This is a genomic window from Fodinibius sp. Rm-B-1B1-1, from assembly GCF_038594945.1.
In the GTDB taxonomy this organism is placed as follows: Bacteria; Bacteroidota; Rhodothermia; order Balneolales; family Balneolaceae; genus Fodinibius; species Fodinibius alkaliphilus.
Genome location: NZ_JBCFYD010000001.1, coordinates 191,786 through 216,933 on the forward strand (window position 1 = coordinate 191,786; position 25,148 = coordinate 216,933).

The 25,148-nt window shown below is 41.2% G+C and carries 23 protein-coding genes; 10 read left to right on the forward strand and 13 right to left on the reverse strand.

All coding sequences use genetic code 11. From position 1 onward, the window contains the following. Positions 1 to 449 precede the first annotated feature (449 nt). The 8 genes from AAFH98_RS00870 to rsmA all read right to left on the reverse strand — a co-directional run bounded on the left by AAFH98_RS00870 (position 450) and on the right by rsmA (position 10,830). Positions 450 to 1,433 (reverse strand): glycoside hydrolase family 43 protein, encoded by a 984-nt coding sequence (locus AAFH98_RS00870; RefSeq protein WP_342520777.1) that lies wholly within the window; start codon positions 1,431 to 1,433, stop codon positions 450 to 452. A 398-nt stretch (positions 1,434 to 1,831) separates the two neighbouring features. Then, positions 1,832 to 2,530, reverse strand: a complete 699-nt coding sequence (locus tag AAFH98_RS00875) for a DNA-binding domain-containing protein (protein WP_342520778.1) — start codon at positions 2,528 to 2,530, stop codon at positions 1,832 to 1,834. Between the two features lie 236 nt (positions 2,531 to 2,766). After that, positions 2,767 to 3,573: an endonuclease/exonuclease/phosphatase family protein gene (locus AAFH98_RS00880; RefSeq protein ID WP_342520779.1), complete on the reverse strand. Its 807-nt coding sequence runs from the start codon at positions 3,571 to 3,573 to the stop codon at positions 2,767 to 2,769. Continuing rightward, positions 3,563 to 5,398 (reverse strand): sodium:solute symporter family protein, encoded by a 1,836-nt coding sequence (locus AAFH98_RS00885; RefSeq protein WP_342520780.1) that lies wholly within the window; start codon positions 5,396 to 5,398, stop codon positions 3,563 to 3,565. The genes AAFH98_RS00880 and AAFH98_RS00885 overlap by 11 nt, the downstream gene beginning before the upstream one ends. Positions 5,399 to 5,746: 348 nt before the next feature. Continuing rightward, positions 5,747 to 7,615, reverse strand: a complete 1,869-nt coding sequence (locus AAFH98_RS00890) for an outer membrane protein assembly factor BamB family protein (protein ID WP_342520781.1) — start codon at positions 7,613 to 7,615, stop codon at positions 5,747 to 5,749. A 144-nt stretch (positions 7,616 to 7,759) separates the two neighbouring features. Beyond that, complete coding sequence (groL, locus tag AAFH98_RS00895; protein ID WP_342520782.1) at positions 7,760 to 9,448, reverse strand: chaperonin GroEL; 1,689 nt, start codon at positions 9,446 to 9,448, stop codon at positions 7,760 to 7,762. 56 nt (positions 9,449 to 9,504) lie between these two features. After that, on the reverse strand, positions 9,505 to 9,798 hold the full coding sequence (gene groES, locus AAFH98_RS00900; RefSeq protein ID WP_342520783.1) for a co-chaperone GroES: 294 nt from the start codon (positions 9,796 to 9,798) through the stop codon (positions 9,505 to 9,507). Positions 9,799 to 10,053: 255 nt separating this feature from the next. Beyond that, a complete protein-coding gene (gene rsmA / locus AAFH98_RS00905) occupies positions 10,054 to 10,830 on the reverse strand; it encodes a 16S rRNA (adenine(1518)-N(6)/adenine(1519)-N(6))-dimethyltransferase RsmA (protein ID WP_342520784.1) in 777 nt (258 codons plus the stop codon). A gap of 185 nt (positions 10,831 to 11,015) precedes the next feature. Here rsmA and AAFH98_RS00910 point away from each other — a divergent pair, with 185 nt between their 5' ends. From AAFH98_RS00910 to AAFH98_RS00920, 3 genes are read left to right on the forward strand one after another with little or no spacing between them, the layout of a single operon-like run. Continuing rightward, the gene (locus AAFH98_RS00910; RefSeq protein WP_342520785.1) at positions 11,016 to 12,230 is read left to right on the forward strand and encodes an alanine dehydrogenase; all 1,215 of its coding nucleotides are present in this window, start codon (positions 11,016 to 11,018) and stop codon (positions 12,228 to 12,230) included. Between the two features lie 13 nt (positions 12,231 to 12,243). Continuing rightward, positions 12,244 to 12,654: a hypothetical protein gene (locus tag AAFH98_RS00915; protein ID WP_342520786.1), complete on the forward strand. Its 411-nt coding sequence runs from the start codon at positions 12,244 to 12,246 to the stop codon at positions 12,652 to 12,654. Continuing rightward, entirely contained in the window at positions 12,632 to 13,000 is a 369-nt protein-coding gene (locus AAFH98_RS00920; protein WP_342520787.1) for a hypothetical protein, read from the forward strand. Before AAFH98_RS00915 ends, AAFH98_RS00920 begins: the two co-directional genes overlap by 23 nt. 71 nt (positions 13,001 to 13,071) lie before the next feature. Here the strand turns inward: AAFH98_RS00920 and acs are convergent, their stop codons facing one another. Together acs and AAFH98_RS00930 are read right to left on the reverse strand one after the other, a co-directional pair. Then, entirely contained in the window at positions 13,072 to 14,970 is a 1,899-nt protein-coding gene (acs, locus tag AAFH98_RS00925) for an acetate--CoA ligase (protein ID WP_342520788.1), read from the reverse strand. 349 nt (positions 14,971 to 15,319) lie between these two features. Then, complete coding sequence (locus AAFH98_RS00930) at positions 15,320 to 15,886, reverse strand: RNA polymerase sigma factor (RefSeq protein WP_342520789.1); 567 nt, start codon at positions 15,884 to 15,886, stop codon at positions 15,320 to 15,322. 447 nt (positions 15,887 to 16,333) lie between these two features. Here AAFH98_RS00930 and AAFH98_RS00935 point away from each other — a divergent pair, with 447 nt between their 5' ends. The 4 genes from AAFH98_RS00935 (at position 16,334) to AAFH98_RS00950 (ending at position 20,288) form a co-directional block, all read left to right on the forward strand. Continuing rightward, positions 16,334 to 16,513 carry a hypothetical protein gene (locus tag AAFH98_RS00935; protein ID WP_342520790.1) on the forward strand — a complete coding sequence of 60 codons (180 nt, stop codon included), beginning with the start codon at positions 16,334 to 16,336 and terminating at the stop codon, positions 16,511 to 16,513. 49 nt (positions 16,514 to 16,562) lie between these two features. Next, positions 16,563 to 16,742: a hypothetical protein gene (locus AAFH98_RS00940; protein ID WP_342520791.1), complete on the forward strand. Its 180-nt coding sequence runs from the start codon at positions 16,563 to 16,565 to the stop codon at positions 16,740 to 16,742. Between the two features lie 49 nt (positions 16,743 to 16,791). Then, a complete protein-coding gene (locus tag AAFH98_RS00945) occupies positions 16,792 to 16,971 on the forward strand; it encodes a hypothetical protein (RefSeq protein ID WP_342520792.1) in 180 nt (59 codons plus the stop codon). A 98-nt stretch (positions 16,972 to 17,069) separates the two neighbouring features. Continuing rightward, positions 17,070 to 20,288 (forward strand): CHAT domain-containing protein, encoded by a 3,219-nt coding sequence (locus AAFH98_RS00950; RefSeq protein WP_342520793.1) that lies wholly within the window; start codon positions 17,070 to 17,072, stop codon positions 20,286 to 20,288. Between the two features lie 94 nt (positions 20,289 to 20,382). On the opposite strand, the gene AAFH98_RS00955 is transcribed toward AAFH98_RS00950, so the two are convergent. Beyond that, positions 20,383 to 21,123: a tetratricopeptide repeat protein gene (locus AAFH98_RS00955; RefSeq protein ID WP_342520794.1), complete on the reverse strand. Its 741-nt coding sequence runs from the start codon at positions 21,121 to 21,123 to the stop codon at positions 20,383 to 20,385. Positions 21,124 to 21,455: 332 nt separating this feature from the next. Between AAFH98_RS00955 and AAFH98_RS00960 the strand changes: the two genes are divergently transcribed. After that, positions 21,456 to 22,580 carry a glycoside hydrolase family 3 protein gene (locus AAFH98_RS00960; protein WP_342520795.1) on the forward strand — a complete coding sequence of 375 codons (1,125 nt, stop codon included), beginning with the start codon at positions 21,456 to 21,458 and terminating at the stop codon, positions 22,578 to 22,580. 8 nt (positions 22,581 to 22,588) lie between these two features. Here AAFH98_RS00960 and AAFH98_RS00965 read toward each other — a convergent pair whose 3' ends face one another. Beyond that, complete coding sequence (locus tag AAFH98_RS00965; RefSeq protein ID WP_342520796.1) at positions 22,589 to 23,464, reverse strand: YihY/virulence factor BrkB family protein; 876 nt, start codon at positions 23,462 to 23,464, stop codon at positions 22,589 to 22,591. Positions 23,465 to 23,570: 106 nt separating this feature from the next. On the opposite strand from AAFH98_RS00965, the gene AAFH98_RS00970 reads away from it, so the two are divergent. After that, positions 23,571 to 24,149, forward strand: coding sequence for a DinB family protein (locus AAFH98_RS00970; protein WP_342520797.1), 579 nt, complete (start codon positions 23,571 to 23,573; stop codon positions 24,147 to 24,149). Between the two features lie 4 nt (positions 24,150 to 24,153). Here AAFH98_RS00970 and AAFH98_RS00975 read toward each other — a convergent pair whose 3' ends face one another. Further along, positions 24,154 to 24,600, reverse strand: coding sequence for a sterol desaturase family protein (locus AAFH98_RS00975; protein WP_342520798.1), 447 nt, complete (start codon positions 24,598 to 24,600; stop codon positions 24,154 to 24,156). A gap of 108 nt (positions 24,601 to 24,708) precedes the next feature. Between AAFH98_RS00975 and AAFH98_RS00980 the strand changes: the two genes are divergently transcribed. After that, entirely contained in the window at positions 24,709 to 25,146 is a 438-nt protein-coding gene (locus tag AAFH98_RS00980) for a LexA family protein (RefSeq protein WP_342520799.1), read from the forward strand. Positions 25,147 to 25,148 lie beyond the last annotated feature (2 nt).

Below are 25,148 nucleotides of genomic sequence, written 5' to 3' on the forward strand. Positions count from 1 at the left end.
TCTGAAAGATTAAGTAGTTAAAAAGCGATCTTTGTGTCATCCTGTATTCAGCCTACATAGTCTGGAAGTGGGCCTTAATTTAGCATCTCCTATAACATTTTCAGATAAATCAGAACCTAACATTACGCTTAAACGCTATAACAATACTCAATATGTTGTTGTCCATTTTTTGTCAGCAAAAAATAGACGAAAAAACTGTTGGGGGAATCGTAGATATATTTCTTTTTAGAATTAATAACCTAATTATTGCTCTAAACCGTGCATTGCTTTTACGAGATTCTTTCCCGCGATTCGCCCCAAACCCCCATTTTTTAAATCATTAGTTCCAATAGTTCGAGTGTCTGCTCGGACTATTCAGTTAATGGCTACCCCCAGCATTCGGTAGATTCGCACCATTCCAGCTCTGAATTCGGGATGACTTTATACAATCTCACAGCTTGAAGTTCAGATCATTTATCCTGCTCCAAACGCTGTTGTTCTACGCCCTCAAACGTAATAGTTACCGGTTCAATATACCCATCTTCATCGAAGGTCATCTTATCGATACTGGTTACCCGGTGGTTGGCATCTGTTTCACCCAGCGGCCGGCGATGATAAACAATATACCATTCCTCTTTCTCTGGCACTTCAATTACGGAATGATGTCCGGCACCGGTAGCTACCGATGAATCTTGCTCGAGCACCACACCAATACGCTCGAAAGGCCCCAGTGGCGAATCGGCCATGGCATAGGCTACGCGGTAATCGGGACCACCCCACCCGCCTTCGGACCACATAAAGTAGTATTTATCGTTTCGGGTAAACATAAACGATCCTTCCACATATCCTTCCGGTGTTATTTCCTTAAATACCGTACCATCCTCAAAAGGTTCAAAACCCGTAAAATCATCATTGAGTTTTGTGATGTTGCAGTGGCCCCATCCCCCATAAATCATGTAGTGCTGCCCGTCCTTATCCTCAAACACAAACTGATCGATGGGTTGCGCACCATTATGAAATTTGCCCAGCAACGGTTCTCCCAGGTGATCTTTATAGGGGCCTCCGGGTTCATCCGAAACCCCAATACCTATTCCCCCCATCTGCTCATCTTTTTGAATATCATTTGCGGCAAAAAAGAGAAAATACTTATCATCTTTCTGGATAATTGACGGCGCCCACATGGCACTGTCAGCCCAGGCCACGGCAGCCGTATCAATAATTCGTTCATGCTTCTGCCAGTTAACCAGATCCGGAGACGAGAAGGCATCCATAAAAACCTGCTCCGCATAAGGAGCCGAAAAGGTGGGAAAGATCCAGTACTTATCACCAAACACAGCGCCCTCGGGATCGGCATACCACCCCTCAAATACCGGGTTGCCGGAAGTTTCAACATCCTGAGCACACAATGGAGCTGCACAAAGAAAAACTATACTAATGAGTAATATTTTTCTCATAATTCCTGATATTGATTTCAAAAGGACTTCGAAAAGTTGTCCAGGCATAAAACCTTATTCAAGGGTAATCTATAACTGTGGCTATAATCGGCAGATGGTTGGAATACTGCAAACACAATTAGCATAAGCTTACGCAGATCACGCCTGACAAGGCTACACTTGGATCACTCTGACAAAAGGATTTGCTATCCTCCACCTGTGGGAACGTCCTTCCTCTTAGGGGAGGCAATATTCACCTCCTATAAGAGGTGATCGTATCCTCCTATGGGAGGTAAATAAATCCTTTCATGGGAAGCACCAGTTCATACCTATTTTACTTCCACTGATTGAGTAGCTACTCTTTGCTACCGGACGAACATGGTGTGGCAAGTATATCTCCATCACATTGCATAAAGAGCTTATAGAACTACTAAGGCGTCATTGAGTTTTGAACTGCGTATTTTCGACGAGTTCTTTACAGCGGCAAAGACTTCTATGTGGTAGCTGCCGCTGGTCAGCGTGTCGGGAATCATAAACATAAGATTAGAGGGCTTGGTGCGGATATAGACTTCGGCCCGCGTTCTGGAACCATCGGAAGCGATGAAAAACACGCCCTGGTTGCTATCATCGGGATCTACCTTCAGGCGACTGCCCCGCAGTTCACCAACGCCACCCGGGGTGAGTGTCTCATTAGTGGTACCCGAAGCTATATCTTTACATGTCTGCGGAGAAGGCTTGGGAAGAGTGGACGGAACACGCTCTGCGGATATGTCATCAGCAATTTGTCTGATGCGTGCTCCGGCATTTACATTCAAGCTTACAGAGTGACGTTCTGGATCGAATGGATCTAATTCATCTTTGAATACCCCTTGTATCGAGGCCCTGATACGTATCAGCGGAGTTTTAATGCTGTCCCCGTCTCTAAGTACTTTCTCAATAGCTGATTCATACTCCTCTATGACAGATAGTGCATCGGCTTTTGTCACTGTAGATCCACGACTAATCATTATATCAATGATATCCTCGATGGTTCGACTTTTTTGATCCTGAACAATAGCCAGATGATCATCGGGATCGTCGGTTAAGTGATTGGGATATAATGCGTATTTAATAGACATATTTACCTCTCTTATTACGCTGATATTTAGCATAGACCAGTTTTGCTCTCCTGATCGGTTATTAGTAAGACCGCTTGTGGGGATAAACCTTACAGTTTTACAGGGATTTTTTGCCGCCTAAGTGGTCATCTGGCTGTATCCTTAAAATATTGGTGTAGGCGGAAAAGTCACACGAAAGAAAAAATCACGAATATTAATATCCGTTCTACTGGAAGAAGCAGAACGGTTAAAGTTGACTATTTATGTAAGACTAAGCGCGTTACAACCGGCAGATGATCGGAATAAGGCAGGTTAGGCGTTCGGTGTGACAGTACCTCCCATCGTTGAGAAGGTGAGACAAAAACGTAATCAATGCGACGGGCCGGATCGTTAGCAGGATAGGTAAAAGCCGGGGCGTTCACTGCCTCTATAGCGGTATCCCTCCAATATTCCTGCATCATGTCATACTCCTCAGAGCTCGGCTCAAAGTTAAAATCCCCGGCCAAGATTACCGGTAATTCTTTCTTTTCCCGGAGAAGTTTATGGATAGCTTCTACCTGCTGCAGACGATTCTCTTGATACTGATGATCGAAATGAGTGGCAGCAAAAACGAGAGAGTTTCCTGAATCGGCACTAAATTTAGCGGTAAGCAGTACGCGAGGTTCTCCGGCTTTGGGGTTGGGCAGCTGAACTTTTTGAGTGTTTATAGGCTTGCGACTCAACACCGCAATGCCGTACCCTCCTCCATCAAAATCGAGCGCCTTACCAAAAGTGGCATGCATTTCGGTACGCTTAGCCAGGCTATCTGCCAAACTGAAATAGCGTCCCCCATTTAGTTTTGCAAGGCGGTGCGTAGCGCTATCCACTTCTTGCAGGGCTACAAAATCAGGATCTACTTCTGAGATAAAATCGGTAATATCAGCCAAGGTACTTTCTCCCCTGTTGTCGGGATGCTGGGCATTGAAAATATTGTAAGAAACAACTTTTAACGTATCCTGTGCAATAACCTCTGAAAAGGCGGATAGCAAGAATATCCCCAAACACAGGAGAGCACTATTCCTCAATCTGCCCCTCTTCTTTGAAAAGTTCTTCATCCGGCTGAATTTTAATCAGTTTGCGCCACGCCTTGTAGAGCAGCACAGATGCCGTAAGTGCTACCATAGTAATAACAGAAGCCAACACCCACTTGCCATAAATCCAGTAGCCGGTGGCAAAGAGCGCGCCGTACACGGCAATACAGGCTAACACCATACAAAGCAGACCCTGGGGAACGCGCCAGGCTTCATCTTCGAGCGGCTCGGTATCTTTCCCTTCATCACGAGCTTGCTCAATAACTTTTTGCCAACCGGGTCCGCCGGGACGAGCCACCTTACAAAAGTTAATAAGCGTTTCTTTATCGGTGGGACGCGTAGCAAAGGTAACAGCCAGCCAACCAATAGTCGTGACAATCACCCCGATAATTAATTCTTCCCAACCAGTAACTTCAGGCAACCCTGTATGAGCATGCGCAAACTGAAAATAGAGTGCCACGGCAAATGCTATAAACATGGCCGCAATTTCGCTTCCCGCATTAATGCGCCACCAGAACCAGCGCAGGATAAACAACAAGCCCGTGCCCGCTCCAATCTGCAGGATAATCTGAAAACTTTCCAACGCATTTTGCAACGCCAGTGCCAGTGCACCGGCTACAATCATCAGTACAACCGTTGAAATTCTTCCCACCTGAACCAGTTCCTTTTCAGAACTTTCGGGACGAATAAATCGCTTATAAAAATCATTAACCAGATACGAAGATCCCCAGTTTAAGTGGGTTGAAATCGTTGACATATAAGCTGCTGTTAGTGAAGCTACGACCAATCCAAGCCATCCTGTGGGGATAAAAGTGAGCATGGCCGGATATCCCATGTCATCATCGGCTACATTTGCAGCATCCGGAAAAGCCTCCTGCATAGAAGCCACATCAGGGAAAACAATGATAGAAGCTAACCCAACTATAATCCACGGCCATGGACGCAGGGCGTAGTGTGCAGCATTGAAAAAGAAGACCGCTGCAATGGAGTTGTTTTCATCCTTGGCTGCAAACATACGCTGAGCAATATATCCCCCGCCCCCGGGTTCTGCGCCGGGATAATAAACGCTCCACCACTGTACCAGCAGCGGAATCAGAAAAATACCGATAGCTTGCGATGGATCAGAAAAATCAGGCAGAATATTAAGCTGACTTACTACTTCTTTGTGAGAAAGCAGTCCTTCAAGTCCACCGACCTGGGGATGATCCAATGCTACATAAGCAGCAATAAGACTTCCTCCAATGGCCAAGAAAAACTGGAAGAAATCTGTGAGCAATACTCCGCGCAGCCCACCCAGTGAACTATAAACCACAGTGACTGCACCTGCAATAACGACCGTTTGCACCGGCGATAATCCCATTAACACACCGCTAATTTTAATAGCCGCAAGAGATACCGTGGCTATCACCACGACGTTGAAAATAAAGCCAAGATATATAGCGCGAAATCCACGCAGAAATGCTGCCATCTTACCGCTGTAGCGAAGCTCATAAAACTCTACGTCCGTAAGTACTCCAGATCGCTTCCAAAGATTGGCGTATACAAATACGGTGAGCATTCCCGTAAGCAAAAAAGCCCACCAGACCCAGTTACCAACAACACCATCTGTACGAACAATGTTGGATACCAAGTTTGGGGTATCTGTAGAAAAGGTGGTCGCTACCATTGAAATTCCCAACAGCCACCACGGCATATTTTTACCCGCTGCAAAAAACTGCTCTGAGTTCTTACCGGCTTTGCGCATTACCCACACACCGATGATCAAAGAAAACACTAAATAGGCACCAATAATGGCCCAATCAATGGGTTCAAGGAGCATAAAACATTAATTCATTTTGTTTTAAAAGAGCGTATATCCATTTAACTCTCGCTCATAAAAGCAGTTAACAATTCATCCAATATCATAAAAGATGACATTTGATCCAATCAATTAAAGAATGAGATATATACTAATATTACGATTGAGCTTAAACAGTAAGAAAAGTCTGGAATCGCTTCCAAAGTGGGGACCTCCAACCTATCATCCTCACCTTATACAAGTAACAGCATAAATTAAGAGCTATTTTGCATTTAGAAATAAGACAAATAGCTTTTGCATCATTTCTAATAAAAAAGTTTCCGCCAACCAACCGGGGACTCCCAACTTATATTTATACTAAAATTCTTCTTACAGCTGAAACGCCTTTATCCCATTCTCATTAATTGTTAGCACTTTTCTAAAATTATCAACCGCGATATAACCACGGGCAGCCAAATCTCCATATACTTTTTTACTTGGGAACGTTAAGGTCAAATCTGTAATAAGTGTGTTATCATTTAAATCGAAAACATATAACGTTTCGCGGCTGGATAGTACTTTTTCACCTTTTATTAACAATCTGCTATCATTGCCCACCCAGTCTCTAACACGACCATCAATATCGCCATAATAGACCGAATCGGGCATTTCACTGTCTAACAACCCCATTCCCTTTGAGCCAATGAGAGCAAGCTCGTTCCGGGCTGTTTTCTGAATCACACTGATATTACCCAGATCATATTCATCAAACTGGTGATCAGTTATCAACTCACCATTTTCCATATTCAATTTATACAATGCATTATCGCCCCCCGTCCATATATGGCTTTCAACCGGCAACATATTCGGAATATATTTTTTCCCTAACTGATCACCAAAATGCCAATGCGGCTTACCCGATTCTTTATCAAAAGCATATAAGCCGGCTTGTTTAGATCCCCCAACGACATTTCCTCCACCGGGAATCGTAATAATAACGGATTTATTGGTCAGGTGGATATCATGTACATCAGGGGTCTTTTCAAGGACCGGTGACGTCCACAGGAGTTCACCGGTTTTGTAATTAAATTTGGTGACCACTTTATCATCCAGGGCAAAAGAATTCATCTTCCCCGTTGGGTTAATAGCATAAACCTCATTTCCGTCAATAACCGGCATGGCCGTTTTAACTGTTTCTAAGGTATTGGTTGATGATACAGCACTGGCAACTTTGGCATCTCCCATCCCAAATTCATCACGTGTTCCAAATAGGCGCGTCCCGTCTTTTACATTAAAAAATTCCAGTGAGCCACCACTAAAATAAAGCAAAGCTAATTGGTCCCGTAACTCCAAATATGCTAACTGATCTTCACGTCCCTTATATTTTGAAGCCCATTTCATTGCTCCACTCTCGGCATCAATACGATGTAACTGCTTTACCGTTTCGTTTGAATCTATCGTCTTAATAAGGTCCTTCAGGTTCCCCATATCCCCGGCTACTAATAAATCATCACTCTGTTTAAGATATTGAACGGCAGCTACCCCGGTACTGCTAAATTGACCTGTTTTCCATAACAAACTGCCAGTTTTCGAATTAAGCAGATGCAAAGCGCCATCTACTGTTCTAAACAAAAATGCGTCCTTTTCAGGAACTTCCATGATCATACTTTGAATGGCCCGGGTCTGTAATAATACTTCAGATGCAATACCAGCCGTAGCACCACTGCCAAGCGATACTTTCGCCGCTAATTCCGTAATCCCTTCTGCCAGATTCCGATACTCCTCAAGATTCCATTGTAAATTTTGGTTGTTCCAAAGCTCCCTACCTGATTCCAGATCGATAGCCCGAACCCCTCCTTCATCATCGGAACGATCAAACAATAACAATACTTTTGAATCGGGAAGCGTATAGTGCCAGTACTTAATCTCGACATTATTTTTAGTTGAAAGCCCCCCCAGCGCCTGCTCTTTTAGGTGATCGCCGAACTGCCCCAGCAATCCTTTTTTCTCTTTTATATCGCTAAAAACTTCTTGTCCTGTTTTAGCATCATAAATAAGAATATCCGTTTTGTTTTGCACAATAACATGCTCGGTCTCTGTAACTTCTGCACTATTATAGTTTTCCCAATCAAAATTATTTTGCCATGATATAGGTATCCCTGCTTTTTGAGTAGATGCACAGCTACTAATAAACAATCCAACTGCACATATTAATACTAAAATTAGGCTATTATCAGTTCTCTTAATTAAATATTTCATCACCCTATTCTTTTGGTATTATTCTTTGGATAAGTAATACGAAAGGCATGACAAAAACAGCTCAAATAAAAAAGCCCCGCTTGCCAAAAGGCAAACGAGGCTTTAAATCGTCTTAAGAAAGACGGTTTGTCAAGAACGGTTGGCTTACATCATGCCACCCATTCCGCCCATTCCGCCGGGCATACCGCCTCCCATACCGCCGCCGGGCATTCCACCGCCGCCAGCAGGTCCGTCATCATCATCGTCGCCTTCAGAAGGCTTGTCAGAGATGAGTGCTTCGGTTGTCAACATTAATCCAGCAACAGAAGCTGCATTTTCAAGTGCAGTACGTGTTACTTTTGTAGGATCAATTACACCGGCCTCAATAAGATCTTCATACTTCTCAGTACGAGCATTGTAGCCGAATCCGTCTTTTCCTTCAAGCACTTTCTGTACAACGATAGAACCTTCAGCACCGGCATTGTTAGCAATGCATCGCAGTGGTGCTTCAAGTGCACGGCTTACAATATCGAAGCCTACTTTCTGATCATTATTATCAGCTTCGAGGCTTTCAAGTGCTTTACGAGCACGGAGCAACGCAACGCCACCACCAGCTACGATACCTTCTTCTACAGCGGCACGAGTAGCGTGAAGTGCGTCTTCAACACGGGCTTTCTTCTCTTTCATTTCTACTTCAGAAGCAGCTCCAATGTTGAGTACTGCAACACCGCCGCTCAATTTAGCTAAGCGCTCTTGCAGTTTTTCACGATCATAATCAGAAGTGCTGGACTCAATTTGTCCCTTAATCTGATTTACACGCGCTTTAATATCGTCGTCTTGTCCTTGTCCGCCAACGATAGTTGTATCGTCTTTAGTGATGTTGACGCGATCAGCAGTACCTAAGAAATCAAGCGTAGCATTTTCAAGCTTGTATCCACGCTCTTCAGAAATAACGGTACCGTCTGTCAAGATCGCGATGTCTTCCAACATCTGCTTACGACGATCACCAAATCCGGGCGCCTTAACAGCTGCAATCTTGAGCGATCCGCGCAGCTTGTTAACAACCAATGTAGCCAGTGCTTCGCCTTCAATATCTTCAGCGATGATAAGCAGCGGCTTACCGGTTTGAATTACTTTTTCAAGGATAGGCAGCAGATCCTTCATGTTGCTAATCTTCTTGTCGAAGATCAGGATGTAAGGTTCTTCCATTTCTGCTACCATATTCTCGGAATCAGTCACAAAATAAGGTGACAGATATCCGCGGTCGAACTGCATACCTTCAACCGTTTCGAGGTAAGTTTCAGTACCTTTGGCTTCTTCAACAGTGATAACACCGTCTTGGCCAACTTTTTCCATTGCATCCGCAATGTTCTGACCAATTTCTTCGTCACCATTTGCAGAAATAGTACCAATTTGCTTAATACTTTCAAGGCTATCACCAACGGGCTTCGTCATGTTGCGGAGTTCAGCAACAATAGCTTTTACAGCTTTGTCGATGCCTCGCTTAAGTTCCATTGGGTTAGCACCGGCTGTAACGTTCTTCAGTCCCGTTTGGATAATAGACTGAGCAAGAACGGTAGCCGTTGTTGTACCGTCACCGGCATTGTCACTGGTTTTGGAAGCAACTTCCTTCACCATCTGAGCACCCATATTTTGTCGCTTGTTGGACAGCTCAATCTCTTTTGCTACAGTAACACCATCTTTCGTTACCGTTGGTGCACCAAATGATTTTTCGATTACTACGTTTCGTCCACGCGGTCCCAAGGTAACCTTGACAGCATTCGCAAGCTTGTCAACGCCCTGCTTGAGAGCATCGCGCGCTTCCATATCGTAATGAACTAATTTTGCAGACATAATTGCCTATTTAATTTTTTTGAGTTGTTGTTTGAAAAAATGTTGAAAGAATTGCTTTAGTCAACGATTCCAAGAATGTCGGATTCTCGCATAATCAGATACTCTTCGCCATCCAGCGTAACTTCAGTGCCAGAATACTTTCCATAAAGCACTTTGTCGCCTTCTGCTACCGACATATCAATCTTGTTACCGTTTTCTACCTTGCCAGGACCTGCAGCAACTACAGTTCCTTCCTGAGGTTTTTCTTTTGCAGAATCAGGAATAATGATTCCAGATTCAGTCTTCTCTTCCGCAGGTGCTGGCTGAACCAGAACACGATCGCTTAACGGTTTAATTTTAGATTTAGCCATAAGTATGACTCCTAATTTTAAGTTATTAGTTGAAGTTTAAAATTCTTGAATGCAGCAAAGCTGCTACAAATACTTTTGAAAATCTTCCTGTCAAAATCGCTCCAGATCAACAGGGTATAAGGTGAGCAAGTTTTGTACCAAACTTTTTGGAGAGGGGAAATTAATTACAAAAGACGGGTATAAAGCTTTAAATAGGCTCAGATAAACCAATCTTAATGTTTATCACTGAAAACTGATTTTCTGGTAGTCGAAATTTCAGGTCAAAATGCCATCATCAACCAGACGTGCTGTCAACTTTTCATATTCGGATGGCTCCCAGGCCTCGGCTCGTTTGTCAAAGTCAAAACCACTGGGCTGCTTATCTTTACTAACCACTGGCTTTAGCGCATTACTCAACTTTTTACGCCGCTGATTAAAAGCCGTCCGAACTACCGTCTTCAAATTTTTATCCGAACAGTTTAGTGCTCCTTTATCGAAAGTCAGCTTTACGATGGCACTTTCCACATTGGGCTGCGGGCTAAAACAGTGTCGTGATACGGGGAACAGAATTTCGGGGGTACACATCAGCTGCGTCTGAACACTGAGAATGCCGTAATCTTTCGTTCGGATATCAGACACTAACCGCTCAGCTACCTCTTTCTGCATCATCAGCAAGGCATCAGTCAACAAGTGACGGTTTTCAAGAAGCGAAAACAAGATCTGGCTGGTAATGTAATAGGGCAGATTCCCTACCACATGCGTTTTCTCTTTTCCGATAGATAACTCCTCCCAATTAACATCCAACACGTTTTCGTGATGGATTTCCAAATCATCAAATTTTTGCTCCAATACCTCTATCGCCCGCTGGTCCAGCTCCACGGCAACCAGATCTTCAAAACGATCTAACAACGCTCCTGTCAATGCCCCCGTCCCGGGACCGATCTCAATAACACGCTCTCCTTCATCCGCAGGAATGGCATCTGCAATCTTTTGGATAATATTTTCATCGGTTAAGAAATGCTGTCCTAAACTTTTTTTCGGGCGTATACTCATTATCAAAATTATTTAATACGTTCAGACCCGCAAAGTTTCTCAAAGAACCACTTATTCAATGCATTTCGAAACCTTTGTAAAACCCTGCGGGTCTAAATAAAAGATTTAAACTTTAATTGTCTTTTTGCTTACTGCCAACAGGTAAATTAAATTAACCGTTAATCCTTATTCCTAAACAGTTCAATATGGATATTAATCCCCTGGAAACAGAACAAATTGGCATTCAGACGCTGGAAAAACGGCTGATGAAATCGGAATCCAATATTTCCTTAAAGATAGGGGTCCCAAAGGAAGTCTCCAACGACGAACGACGATTATGTTTAACGCCGGGAGGAGTATCCGTATTAACAGCCAATGGTCACGAGGTTTTTGTTGAACAAGATGCCGGAGAAGAAGCAAATTTTACGGATGATGAATTTGCCGATGCCGGTGCTGAAATAGCCTTTAATATTGATGAAGTCTATCAGAAATCAGATATGATCGTTAAAGTAGCTCCACCTTCAAAATCAGAACTGGAGCTTCTCGAGCAGGATCAAACATTACTTTCTGCGCTGCATCTCGGCAACGCTACAGAAGAATTTATTGATCTCCTGATCCAAAAAAATATCACTGCTATTGGCTTTGAATTTATTAAAGGTGATGACAAAGAGTTCCCCATTGTGCGCATGATGCACGAGATTACCGGATCAATGTCGGTACAAATTGGGGCCCACTATCTCGAGAAAAATGAAGGTGGCCAGGGTATTATGCTTGGAGGTATTTCGGGCATCCCTCCGGCTACGGTACTCATTTTGGGAGCTGGTATCACGGCCGAATATGCAGCACGCACAGCCCTCGGATATGGCGCACAGGTTTTTGTAATGGATAATGACTTGGCGCGACTCCGTCATCTCGAAAATGCCCTCGACCGTCGCATCATCACGGCTACTGCAAACTATCAATACTTATCGTCGGCAATCCAATCGGCCGATGTTGTTATTGGGGCTGCTATGTTCGAAGGCGAACGTGCCCCGTGCCTGGTTACTGACCCCATGGTAACCTCCATGAAACCGGGTAGTGTTATTGTTGATACGGTGATAGATCAGGGGGGATGTATTGCTACCAGCCGGTCCACAACACACTCCAAACCTACCTTCATAAAGCATGATGTTATTCATTACTGCGTGCCCAATATTCCATCTAATGTTGCTCGTACAGCAACCTATGCGTTGAACAATGTCATTGTCCCCTATCTGCTTGCGATTGGGGATGCTGGAGGAATCCGGGAATGTCTGTGGACCAACACAGCACTGCGCAACGGTACGTATGTCTATAAAAAACACCTCACCAAAAAGTCGCTTTCTAAAATATTCGATATGCCTTACCGCGAAATAGAGATGCTCATTGCCAGCCAAATTTAGATACAATGCATTTATGAACTTAAATAAACCCGGCAAAATTATTTTGGGGATACTAACCTTTCTGCCCCTGCTCTTTGCTGTTAGTATTCTTGGCCTTATCATTTTCAATTTCTTCTCCATGTTCTTTACTCAAGAACCGGCAATGCCTTTGATGTATTTTTCATATCTGGGCTATATACTTCCTTATATCTTTCCTGCTATCTTACTTTCGCTGGGGCTATTTGTCTTTTATATCGTCCACCTTGTTCAAAATTCATCGCTGGATACGGAAAAGCGAATTTTATGGAGCGTTGTCATGTTTTTAGTATTTGGGGTTGCCACACCTATTTACTGGTACTTCCATATCTGGAAGAAAGACTCCAAAAATGATGTGCAATTTACTCCATCAGCCGACAAAAACCATGAACCAAGAACTAACTCCTAGAAATTTTAAACGCATAAGTATCATCAACTGGATACTGAGCGTCCCCTTTTTTATTCTTTTTGCATGGCCCTATTGGTTTATCGCTAACTTTTTGGGATTAGACCAAACGCTTATTTTTATTGGCTCGTCCCTCTTTTCCATTCCCTTTATGATCACTATCCTGCACGGCCATGTTACCGTAGCATTGGGCGAAGCCCATCGTCATCATTATTACGATTGGCTCATTGATCACCCCCTCACCTATGGCCTATTCTTTCACCCTGTCATCATCCGTACCCGCTTTCGGTTGATATTTCTCGTAATTAGCCTGCTGGTATTCATTTTGGGATATATTTTGCCGATTTAAATCTCTGCCCAATAAAAAAGCACCGCTGCGCAAACAACGGTGCTTACATTTAGTTACTAAAAAACTGTAGCCTAATAGGCCTTTCCATCAATGATCTCCTCAACCACTGTAGGATCGAGCAGTGTAGACGTGTCCCCCATATCATCGGTTTCTCCGGCTGCTACCTTACGTAAGATACGTCGCATAATTTTTCCAGACCGTGTTTTGGGTAATCCCTCTACAATCTGAATTTTATCCGGCTTGGCAATAGGGCTAATAATTTTAGAAACCAGATCATGGATCTCCTTCTTAAATCCTTCCGGGTCAGAAATCCCCTCCTCGCATGTCATAAAAGCAAAAATCCCTTCTCCTTTTACATCATGCGGATACCCGACAATAGCCGCTTCTACTACTTTGGGATGCTCGTCAATAGCATTCTCGATTTCTGCCGTACCCAACCGGTGCCCCGAAACATTAAGAACATCATCGACGCGTCCGGTAATACGATAATAGCCATCTTCATCGCGACGACAACCATCACCAGTAAAATAGAATCCAGGATAACCTTCAAAATAGGTTTCCATATAACGTTCCTGATTTCCCCAAATTCCGCGTGTCATCCCAGGCCAAGGCTGCTTAATCACAAGATTTCCTTTCACACCATTGCCTTGAATTTCTTTCCCGTCATCATCCATCAAGGCCGGCTCAACACCAGGTAGCGGCAACGTAGCAAATCCGGGCTTTGTTGGCGTAACTCCGGCAAGTGGCGAAATCATAATGCCCCCTGTTTCGGTTTGCCACCAAGTATCTACAATCGGACATTTTCCATTGCCGATTTTATCATGGTACCAGTGCCAAGCCTCTTCGTTGATCGGCTCACCTACTGAACCAAGAACTTCCAAAGAACTGAGGTCATACTTATTTACATACTCAATATCTTCTTTCATCAACGCACGGATAGCCGTGGGCGATGTATAGAAATGAGTCACGTTATATTTCTCACAAACCTCCCAAAGTCTACCGGGGTCGGGATAGGTTGGAGTACCTTCAAAAATGATTCCTGTGGCACCATTCAACAACGGACCATATAAAATGTAGGAGTGTCCCGTAATCCATCCCGCATCGGCCGTACACCAGTACACGGAATCTTCTTCAACCTGGAACACATTGCGGAAGGTATAGCTGGTATAAACCATATAGCCACCACAAGTATGAACTTGTCCTTTGGGCTTCCCCGTAGAACCGGATGTATAGAGAATAAAGAGCGGATCCTCAGCATCCATTTCTACCGCTTCATGTTCTTTGGAAGCATTGCGAATGAGTAGGTGCCACCATTCGTCACGTCCTTCCTCCCAGTTGATATCACGGTTCGTACGCTGACAAACAATTACCTTCTCTACAGTGGGACAATCTTCCAGCGCTTCGTCCGAAATATCTTTAAGTGGAACATGTTTCTCACCGCGACGCAGACCATCATTGGTAATCAACATTTTGGCATCACAATCCTGAATGCGTTCGGCTAACGATTGGGCAGAAAAACCCGCAAAAACAATAGAGTGCACCGCTCCAATCCGTGCACAAGCCAACGCGGCAATCATCAACTCTGGCGTCATCGCCATATAAATAGCAACACGATCGCCTTTTTCAATGCCCTTGGATTCGAGCACATTCGCAAATCGACACACATCTTCATGCAACTGACGGTAGGTGATCGTCCGGCGAAAAGAGTCTGGGTGATTGGGCTCAAAAATAAAAGCCGTTTTATTCCCGATAGTATTCAGGTGGCGATCCAAGCAGTTTTCGGTAATGTTCATCTTACCGCCTTCGAACCATTTTACATTGCCCTTTTCAAAACTCCCACTATGTGTTTCATCCCACCGTTCACGCCAATAAAACGTTCCTGCTTCATGCTCCCAAAACTTTTCGGGGTTTTTGATGCTATCGTTATACACTTCTTTATATTCCTCGAATGAATCAATATTTAGCCACATAGCAGTAAAAAATTTGAGTTATAAATATTTTGTCAGGAAAAGACTCATATTAAATAAATTAATCAGATCATACTCTTGCCGTTAGAAGTAAATTATTCTCCGATCAACTCCGTTAATACTTTTTGTTTGAATAGCAATAAACAAGATTTCGACCGCAATGAAAAGTGACGGCTATCGTAAAATTGTAAAATAGCTTAACCACCGTGGGTGGAAGCCCTTCCATTATCAACGAAACACTTGGGATACCTTACTGACACTTACGCCATCAAAGACAAAGAATAACAATACCTTTTTAATGGTTATTTTTAGATATACCAAAACAGCAGCTGAAAATTTAGATATGCCTCACTTACTGTCTCCACTTTCTCTTAAAACAGTGGTGTAACCTACTTAGAATGCGAGACTTTTTGGTCCTTACATTAGCCCCTGAAATATCAAAGTGGGCTGCAGCTTCCTTGGTCGTTGCATCCGGCTTATCAATAAAATACTCAATGAACCTTCGAGATTTATCACGCAGCTCTTTAAGACAGGCTTCTAAAATAGCCTGTCGATCTTTGTCCATCAGGTTTTGAAACTGCTCCGCCGGATCAACCAAGTGATCTTGGTGATCCTCAACCGGATTATTGAAGCGGTGTTGCTCTTTAGAATAACGAAAATATTCATGCCTACAAGCTCGTATCAGGTAACTAAATATATACTTTTCGTTACGGATATTATCCTTTTTAATCTGCTCATACACATTTAAAAAAGCTTGCTGCGTACACTCTTCAGCATCTTTCTCATTCGCATTTAGCACTACCTGTAAATAGTCTTTCAACCTATACATCACTTCTTTAAGAAGCTCATTAGCCTTTCCCTCCCTATTTTGCTGAAGAGCATAGACTAATTCCGAATAATCAACTCTGGAGTTACTCAAGGTAGTGTGTAAACCTAAATTTAGTGAACCATCTTATTCACGAAAATGCAACCATAAAAAGCCGTCCGTAATATTTGTGCTCACTAATATATAATTATTGAAGAAGCATGCAAATATTATAATATAGTGTAATATTGAAGTTATTTTAATTAGTGATAAATAATATTTATTTAGAATAATAATATTTTGTAACAAATAAAGTAAAAATACTCTTGTAATCAGGAGTTGAATATACTTAAATATTAAAATTTAAATTATAATATACTTTTGTTACAAAATAATAATATACACTGTGGCGAATAAACGCAGCTTATTTTGTAACAAATCAAAGTTTGAGTACTCTTGTAATCAACTATCAGTATGTTCAAAGAGCGCTGATATAGCGTTTGCCGCATGCACATAATCAAAACGTTACAACATTTACCTTAATCTAAAAACCTACCAATTATGAAATCTTTTACTCACAAACTCTTAGCTATCATCTTTTCTGTTGCACTGTTCACCGGCTGTGCTTCGGTCACCGATTCTGGCATCGACCAGCAGCCCGAGCAACCTACATCTACAATCGAAAATCCTGACTTTGGCTCTGAATCTACTATGGATCCCATTGTTGATCGTCCTGAGTAAGCAAAGCCTTTTTCCCAATATTCTCTCTTAATTCAAAACTCTCTCTATTATGAAATCTTTTACTCACAAACTCTTGGCTATCATCTTTTCTGTTGCACTGTTCACCGGCTGTGCTTCGATCACCGATTCTGGCATCGACCAGCAGCCCGAGCAACCTACACCTACAATCGAAAATCCTGACTTTGGCTCTGAATCTACTATGGATCCCATTGTTGATCGTCCTGAGTAAGCAAAGCCTTTTTCCCAATATTCTCTCTTAATTCAAAACTCTCTCTATTATGAAATCTTTTACTCACAAACTCTTGGCTATCATCTTTTCTGTTGCACTGTTCACCAGCTGCGCTTCGGTCACCGATTCTGGCATCGACCAGCAGCCCGAGCAACCTACTCCCACGGTCGAAAATCCTGACTTTGGCTCTGAATCTACTATGGATCCCATTGTTGATCGTCCCGAGTAAGCAAAGCCTTAACTAATTTACTTTGTTATGGATTTTCTATTTAAATATAATAGCTTTGATTATCCTTAGACTATTAACCTCAGTCCTAACTTTAGGATATGTATCTACTTTTACTATTAGGTTTTCTACAATTCAGTGCATCGGCCGATAGTAATTTAGTCCAACAATCACAGGCTCAAGCTAATCACTATATCCAAAATATTGATCAGGAGAGAAATATCGAGGAAAACCTTTGGGCGTTAACAGTATTAGTTTCTGAACATCCCAAAATCAAAGAATCCGTTGAGCAATCAGTCCAAAAAGGAGACAAGAGTAATGAAGTTCTAAAACTTTTTGAAAGTATTGAACCAACTTACAGCCAGCAGCTCGAAAAAATTGTCTTTAAAACGGGTTCTAACAAGCTTTTTATTGACCTACTCTTAGTCACCGAAAAAGATAGAACAACCCTGTATCAACAATTCACATCCTCATTCAGTTGGGAGGGTGGCCAAGCAAGCTTCAATTATGAATTACTTGCCCAAAACATTATAAAAGATGAAACGATCGGGGATGATATCATTCAAAATGAATCATTTAGTTTACCTCACCTCTTTCTTCTCTACCGAGCACACAAACAACTAAAAGATTCATACACTAGTCGAATTTTAGACAACTGGTCAAGTCGAGGAAACTCATCTAATACTCTTTATTCTGCTCTCTATCATGCTTCGTATTTAAGGGCTTTGTATCTGAAGTATGACTATAGTAAAACTACTGATATATTTAACCCCCTTTTAAGTGACAGTCTCTTTCCTAATTCGAACTTAAAACTTAAGCTCTATCAGTATCTTGACTATTCTATGTACCGGCTGGGATACTATGATCGAAGCTTAAAAATCGTCCGTCAACACTCTTTACCACTCACTAATTATCTTGAAAAAGAAGAAGAACGAATTCAAACGAGACAATTACAAGGAGTTTATCTTTATAGCATAGGTAAAATTAAAAAAGCAAAAGAAATTTATGAACAAGTACTTAATGATGTTATTAAAAATAATATTAACATTTCTAAATCATCCCTATATAATAATTTAGCCTTAGCTTATTATAGGTTAGGAAATTATGACAAATATTTAGACCTACAATTACAAGCTTTAGAAACAGCAAAAAAAAATAATAATTACTCTCACCAATTAAGTGTTTTTAACAATCTATTCATTTTTTACAGATCAAATAAAGATTTTGACAATGCTCTTAGATATTTAAATAAAGCCGAAGATTTAGCACAAGAAAAAAATAAAAGAGAGCAACTCGGTAAAATATTCACTCTTTACGGTTCATTTTACGCAAAATTTAAAAAGAATTACAAACAAGCACATAATTATTTTGCTAAAGCTAAGGAAATATTAAATAGTAAAAGTAATGCTAAGTATTACATCGACCTTCTAAAAGACCAAGCTGATACTTACGAAGAACAGAATCTCTTTTTAGAAGCACTTAAAAAACATAACCAAATAATCAAACTAACTCCTGATCAAAATAGTCCTAATTATATAGATGCAATTGTAAATAAATCTTTAGTAAATATTAAAACTGGTGACTTAAATACTGCTAATAAAAATATCCGGAAATTTAAATCTCTTAATCTTAACACTCTCGAATTTCAGCAAATCATTAAAGCCAAAACGGTAGAGGCAGAATATTTAACTGAAACAGGTAGTAAAAATAAAGCGCTAAAAATCCTTGAACCGGCCCTCAATCAAGTTGTAGTCCGTGCCCAAGGAAGCACTGATTTAAAGTCCGGCTTTTGGCATGTTGAAGACGAGTACCTTGATGCCTTTGAACTTGCTGCTTCTATTTATATCGCCACCAATAAGCCTGGCAAGGCCGTTGAAAAACTGGATCAGCTTAAAACAATCAACGATGCTTCGCTCTATCAGAATCCTTTGGTTAAATCAAGTCTGCTTAATGAATCCGAACTAACCGAATATAAACAGTTAACAAACCAACTTGATGCGGTTCGAAAAAAGCTTCTTACCGCTTCTGAGGGTCAACAGTTTCAACTTCGCCAACAGATTAATCAGCTTAATACCAAGAAGCGTAAATATGATCGTAAGCTAACCAAGAATATTGACCTCAATCCCACCTCTATTCGAGATGTTCAAAACAAGCTGTCAGCTAAAGAACTGTTATTTCATATTACCGAGCTTAATGATCAATTTTATATTGCCAAAATATCCCGATCTGATGTTACCTTAGATACCATAACACTCAATAACGAGCTTAGGGATTTATTTACATCTACCGTTGAACAAATTTCGACTGGTGAAACAGACCTCATTTCTCTTCACAAGATATCCTCACTCTTAGAACTCCAGGAGATTCCGGACCGAATTGAACAAATAACTCTTGTCCCGGATAGCTATTTCTATCAGTTACCATTAGATATTCTACCGCTCGAAAGTCCATCTACCAGTTATAGCTATGGAGAAGTAACCTACGCTATTGAAAAATTTAACACCCAATACCTTACAACTCTCGAAGAGTTTACCAATCCAAATACGTCGTCTCCCTCACAAAATCCTATAAATTATACTGGCTACGGGATTTCTGACTTTAGCAACTATCGAAACCCATCGTTAGTTCCTCTTCCCTATGCCCAGTCAGAAGTCAATCAGATTGCAACCAAACTCACTCATTTGTCCCAAAATGAGACTTATATAAATGAGCAATCAACAAAATCTACTTTTCAGCAGACCGCACCAAATTCTCAAATCATCCACCTCGCTACCCATAGTGAGGTCTCGGATCGCGACCCTATGTTTTCAACCGTCTATTTCAGCAAAAACCATGCTGGTCAGGACAGCACCTTCGATGACCGAATTTTTGCCTATGAACTGTTTGAACTTGATCTGAGCAATGAAATGATTATGCTCAATTCATGTGAGTCTGGATCAGGCTCATATATACAGGGAACCGGGGTGATGGGGATTAGCCGAGCACTTCAATATGCCGGTGCTCGATCACTGGTATTAAACCTATGGTCTGTTAATGATATGCTTGCCTCAGATTTTGCAGTTCATTTCTACTCCCAATTAAACGAAGGAAAGTCTAAAGCAGAGGCATTACGAGATACCAAACAGTACTTCTTAAATACAAAAAATGCCGACCCACATTTCTGGGGACCCTATATGCTTATAGGAAACACGGACCCCATCGTTAAACCACAACAAAATGCAAACCTGGCAATGGCCGGTGCTTTTATCTTCTATTTTCTTTTTATGATTGGCTTATCATTTCTCACCCAACGAGGAATAATTTTTTCAAGGGGTAAGTAACTCTTCTCACTTAAAGAATAAGAGAATATCTTTTTTGGCTGCATAGATCTGTCTAAAAAAATTCAGACAGACAAGACAAAACCATTGATGCCTGCTAATCAGACAGGGCATTCAAATAACTTTTAGCAACACGGCGATACGCTCCATTTAGTTCATAAGCCTTCTCAATATTGGCTCTTGCATCAACCAGCTGATCCAAGTGGAAGTGAGCATTACCGATATACCAGTAAGCTTTTTCTAACATTAACGCATCAACTTGATCATTCTCCTGATGTTCAATAACCTGCTTATAATAAGCAATTGCCTCATTATAAGCTCCCTGGTTATAATACAAGGATCCTATATTAAGACTCAACTCTGCAATCCATTCTGGTTGGGTAGCCTTATTAAGTTCATTCTGAAGTAATGATATCGCTTCTGCATCGCGCCCCGTATTTGCTAATCGAATAGCATTCTGTATTACTTCCTTATCAGATGTTTGAGACGTTATAGTACCATCACCAGACCGATAATAATCAAGCTCAATACTCGAAATAGGTTGGATTGCTGACTGTTGCTGATTGTTAATATTCATAAAAGCCAATACTCCAATCAACAAAGCAATGACCGCAGCTGCAGCATAATACCAATATTTTCGTGCACTTGTACGCTTCTGCTCTTCTCTGCGTTGCTTTACTACAGCTTTGAGATTCGCTACGCTCTTAAGATAATCCAGATGGTAACCATCCTGAATTAACTCAGCCCACAGCTCATCAACTTCTTGGGCAGAGAGCTGACCATTGACATATTGATCAATCTTTTCTTCCAGCTCTTTCTTATTAAAACTTTCAATCATGACTTTATCCAATGTTTAAATCGTAAACAAATACACTTATTTACGATAGCTAATAGTTTTTAACTCTTCTAAGTTCATTCCTCAAGAGTATTTTATCTCCCACTTGTTACAAGAGATTTCAACAAAAATCTTCCAATTAATAGTCTCATACTATAAAAGGTTAGTTCACGGACAATCAAGAGGTGAAACCTCAATAATATTAGAATTTTTTAATATTCTAAAGGTCTAAAACACACACCGATTTTACCACTACTAAACGTTATGCATTCTTTTCGGTTATAAGTAACTTTGGACGAGCTATCCCCAAAACTTTGTTATCCACCATTACTGTCATGAACCGTATAACCTTTTCGATCTTATTACTGCTCCTTTACCCCTTAACCATAGAGGCTCAAACTCTTCAAGAGAAAACAAAAACGCAACCATCTCTGGATGAAAAAATTGGTCAAATGTTATTGGTTGGATTCCGCGGAACTTCTGTTGCAGATACTAATCATATAAAACGGGATTTAACCAACTATCACGTAGGGGGAGTAGTTTTATTTGACTATGACGTTCCAACAAAATCCACCACCCGAAATATTGAATCGCCTTCACAGCTCCAAAAATTAATTCAAGATCTAAAACAATTAGGTGGTACCCGTTTAATTGTCTCTATTGACCAAGAAGGAGGTAAAGTAGCTCGACTTAAACCTGAAAAAGGATTCTCTAAAACTGTCTCGGCGGCCTATTTAGGTCAACTTGACAATGCTGACAGCACTCGACATTATGCCCGAAAGTCAGCCGAAACGTTGGCTAACCTTGGCATTAACATGAATTTTGCTCCCGTTGTGGATCTTAATGTTAACCCCGACAACCCCATTATTGGGGGCATAGATCGCAGCTTTTCTGCTGATCCTCAAACGGTAACAAAGCATGCATCTATCTATATCCAAACATTTGATAACCATGGAGTATGGACCGTTCTCAAACACTTTCCCGGGCATGGAAGCTCCAAAAATGATTCGCATTTAGGCGTAGTAGATGTGACAGATACCTGGTCGGAGCAGGAGCTGATCCCCTACAAAAAACTTATCGACAGAGATTTGGTTGATGCTATAATGACAGCCCACATTTTTAATCGAAATATAGATCCAGACTTTCCTGCCACATTATCCAAACCTGCAATTGAAGGTTTATTACGAAATGATCTAAAATATAAAGGACTCGTTATTTCTGACGATTTGATGATGGGAGCAATACGCAATGAATATGGCCTAAAAACAACCATCAAAAATGCCTTAACCGCCGGTGTAGATATTTTGACCTTTGGGAACAATTCAATATATGATCCTAATATCGTCCCAAAAGCGCATCAGATTATTAAGGAACTTGTTCAAGAGGGAACAATTTCAAAACAACGGATTACTGAATCGTATAATAAAATCATGGAATTAAAATCGAATGCTGATATGTAATTCCTCTCCTATGAGGAATGCTGCCAATAATGTTCAATATCATCTCCAAACTTTTGGGTATACACACGAGTAAAAATAGCTCCCACAAGCACTACCTGGATATTGTAGTAAATCCACACTAAAAATACGACAAAAGATCCTGCAGCTTTGTACATTGGCTGTAGAGCCAGTGATCCCAAATACCAATCAACCAACGATTTACCCGCTATTACCAAAATAGTGGTTACAGCAGCCCCCACTAAAATATCTCTCCACCGAACATTTAGATCTGGTAAAATCCGAAACAATACCGCAAAAAAGGTGATTGCCAATACTACATTTACAATAGACGTGCCCCACTTCAGAAAAAATAAATTGCTATCACCAACAATAGGGATCAACAAGTCTTGCAAACTGTAAATAATACTTTCGGATATCAGTCCCGCTAAAAAGAGTAAACTTAACGCCCCGATAAAAAGTAATGATACCAGCCGATCCCACAGAAATTGCCAAAATGAATTTAACCCGGTTTCCTCTAATCCCCAGATTAGATTCAAGGTGTATTTTATTTGGGATAACAGCGTAGTTGCCCCAAAAAGTAACGTTGCAATAGCAATCAGCGATGACCAAAACCCGGATGCCCCTTGAGCAGTTGACACCACGATTTCATCGATTGATGCTGTAAGTTCAGGACCTGCAATCGTTTCAATGGTTTGTTCGAATCCGGCTTCTCCCAGCTGGCTCCCTAATACCATACTGACAATCCACACAGTAATAATTGCTAATGGTGCTGTCGAAAATATAGCATAAAATGCAATAGCTGCACCATGTAATCCAATATTAACTTCCCAAATTTGCTGATACGTTTCGGTTAATAACTCTTTTATATTCGTTAGTAATTTCACAATTGTCTTTTGCTTCAAGATGTGTTAATCCTACATTAAAAATGTGGGCAACATTCATTTGCCCACAAATTATCCGATATATTGATTAAAACAAGTTATAAACATTATGCCAGAACAGTATAGCTACGACTGGTTTATCCAACAATTTGAGAATACCAAAGATTCTGCTGAACAATTTGTTACATCAATTGATGAAACGCTTTTTCTGCAACCACCTGCTGAAGGTCGGTGGAGTATTGCTGAATGTTACAATCACTTGATAAACTATGGTGATTTATATTTTGATAACATCACTGGTGCCATAACTGAATCTTCGCACACTATCCAAGCTGGTACCATAACCTTTCCACCGCGTTGGCTTGCTCAAAAGGTTATCAGCTTTTTTGAACCGCCCTATCGGATTAAACTAAAAACCATCAAACCAATGAAACCCGTCGATACTTCGGAATATAACCGCACGGAGCTTCTGAACGAGTACCTTCACTTGCAAGATCAACTTATCGTGCAACTCAAAAAAGCTCGTACAAAACAGCTGGATCTAAGACGAAAAAAGGTGCCTCACCCCATTTTTCCCCTGCTCTCAATGACACTCTCCGAATGCTTCCTTCTGCTTGAAGCTCATCAACGTCGACACCAGTGGCAAGCTGAACAAACACTAAAAGTACTTGAAAATAATTCTACATAATCCCCTACTTCTGATATTTGTCATATGGAAATAAAAACAGACCGTATGGCTCCTGCCCCTCTTTATTAATAGACTGATGATGCCGTTGGTGCGCATACCTAATCAACCGCATGACTTTACTGTCACTTTTAAAAGGCATGAACCGCTTGTGTGCAAACAGGTCGTGAATAATAAAGTAAAGCATTCCATATACGGCGATGCCCACCCCTACTGCAAAGCTGATCGATTCTATGGGAGCCATACGTCCACGATACATTAGATATACCGAAATGCATGCAAAAAACACTGAAAAAAGATCATTAAGCTCAAATAACCCGTGCGTCGGCTCATGGTGTGAGCGATGAATATCCCACAACAAACCGTGGAAAATGAATCGATGAACCAAGTAGGAGATTATTTCCATCCCTGCAAAACCCAACAGCAGCCAGCCAAAAAATACCAACATTTGCATGACAATATGTATTCAGTTCTTGTATATAATTTTTGCCATAAATATTAAAATCGGGACTTAATACCAAGCAGTCCTTGTTATTAATAAATGAACTTAAACAGATAGGTTATGGAAGATTTTAGAATCACAGACATTTACTCTGGTGATATCGATCGGCAACCCGAACGAGACGATAACCGATTTCGCAAAGAAACGGGATTCCCTTCCCCTGCCCGCGATCACTTTGAAAAACCCTTGTCGCTTGATGATTATATCATAAAACGTCCCGCGGCAACGTTCTTTATGCGCGTTAAAGGAGATGGACTGAATGGCATTGGAATTTTTTCGGATGATATTCTCGTTATAGACCGGTCAATAAAGCCTACAGCCAAACACGTAATTGTTGCCATACTGGAAGGTGAAATGGTGGTTCGCAAACTGATTAAAAAAGCACGTTCAATGTATTTGGCAACAGATAAAACCAATGAGCAACTGCAAAAAATTACAAAAGAGATCGATTTTGAAATCTGGGGTGTTGTCACACACACCATCCACAAATTTATATAACC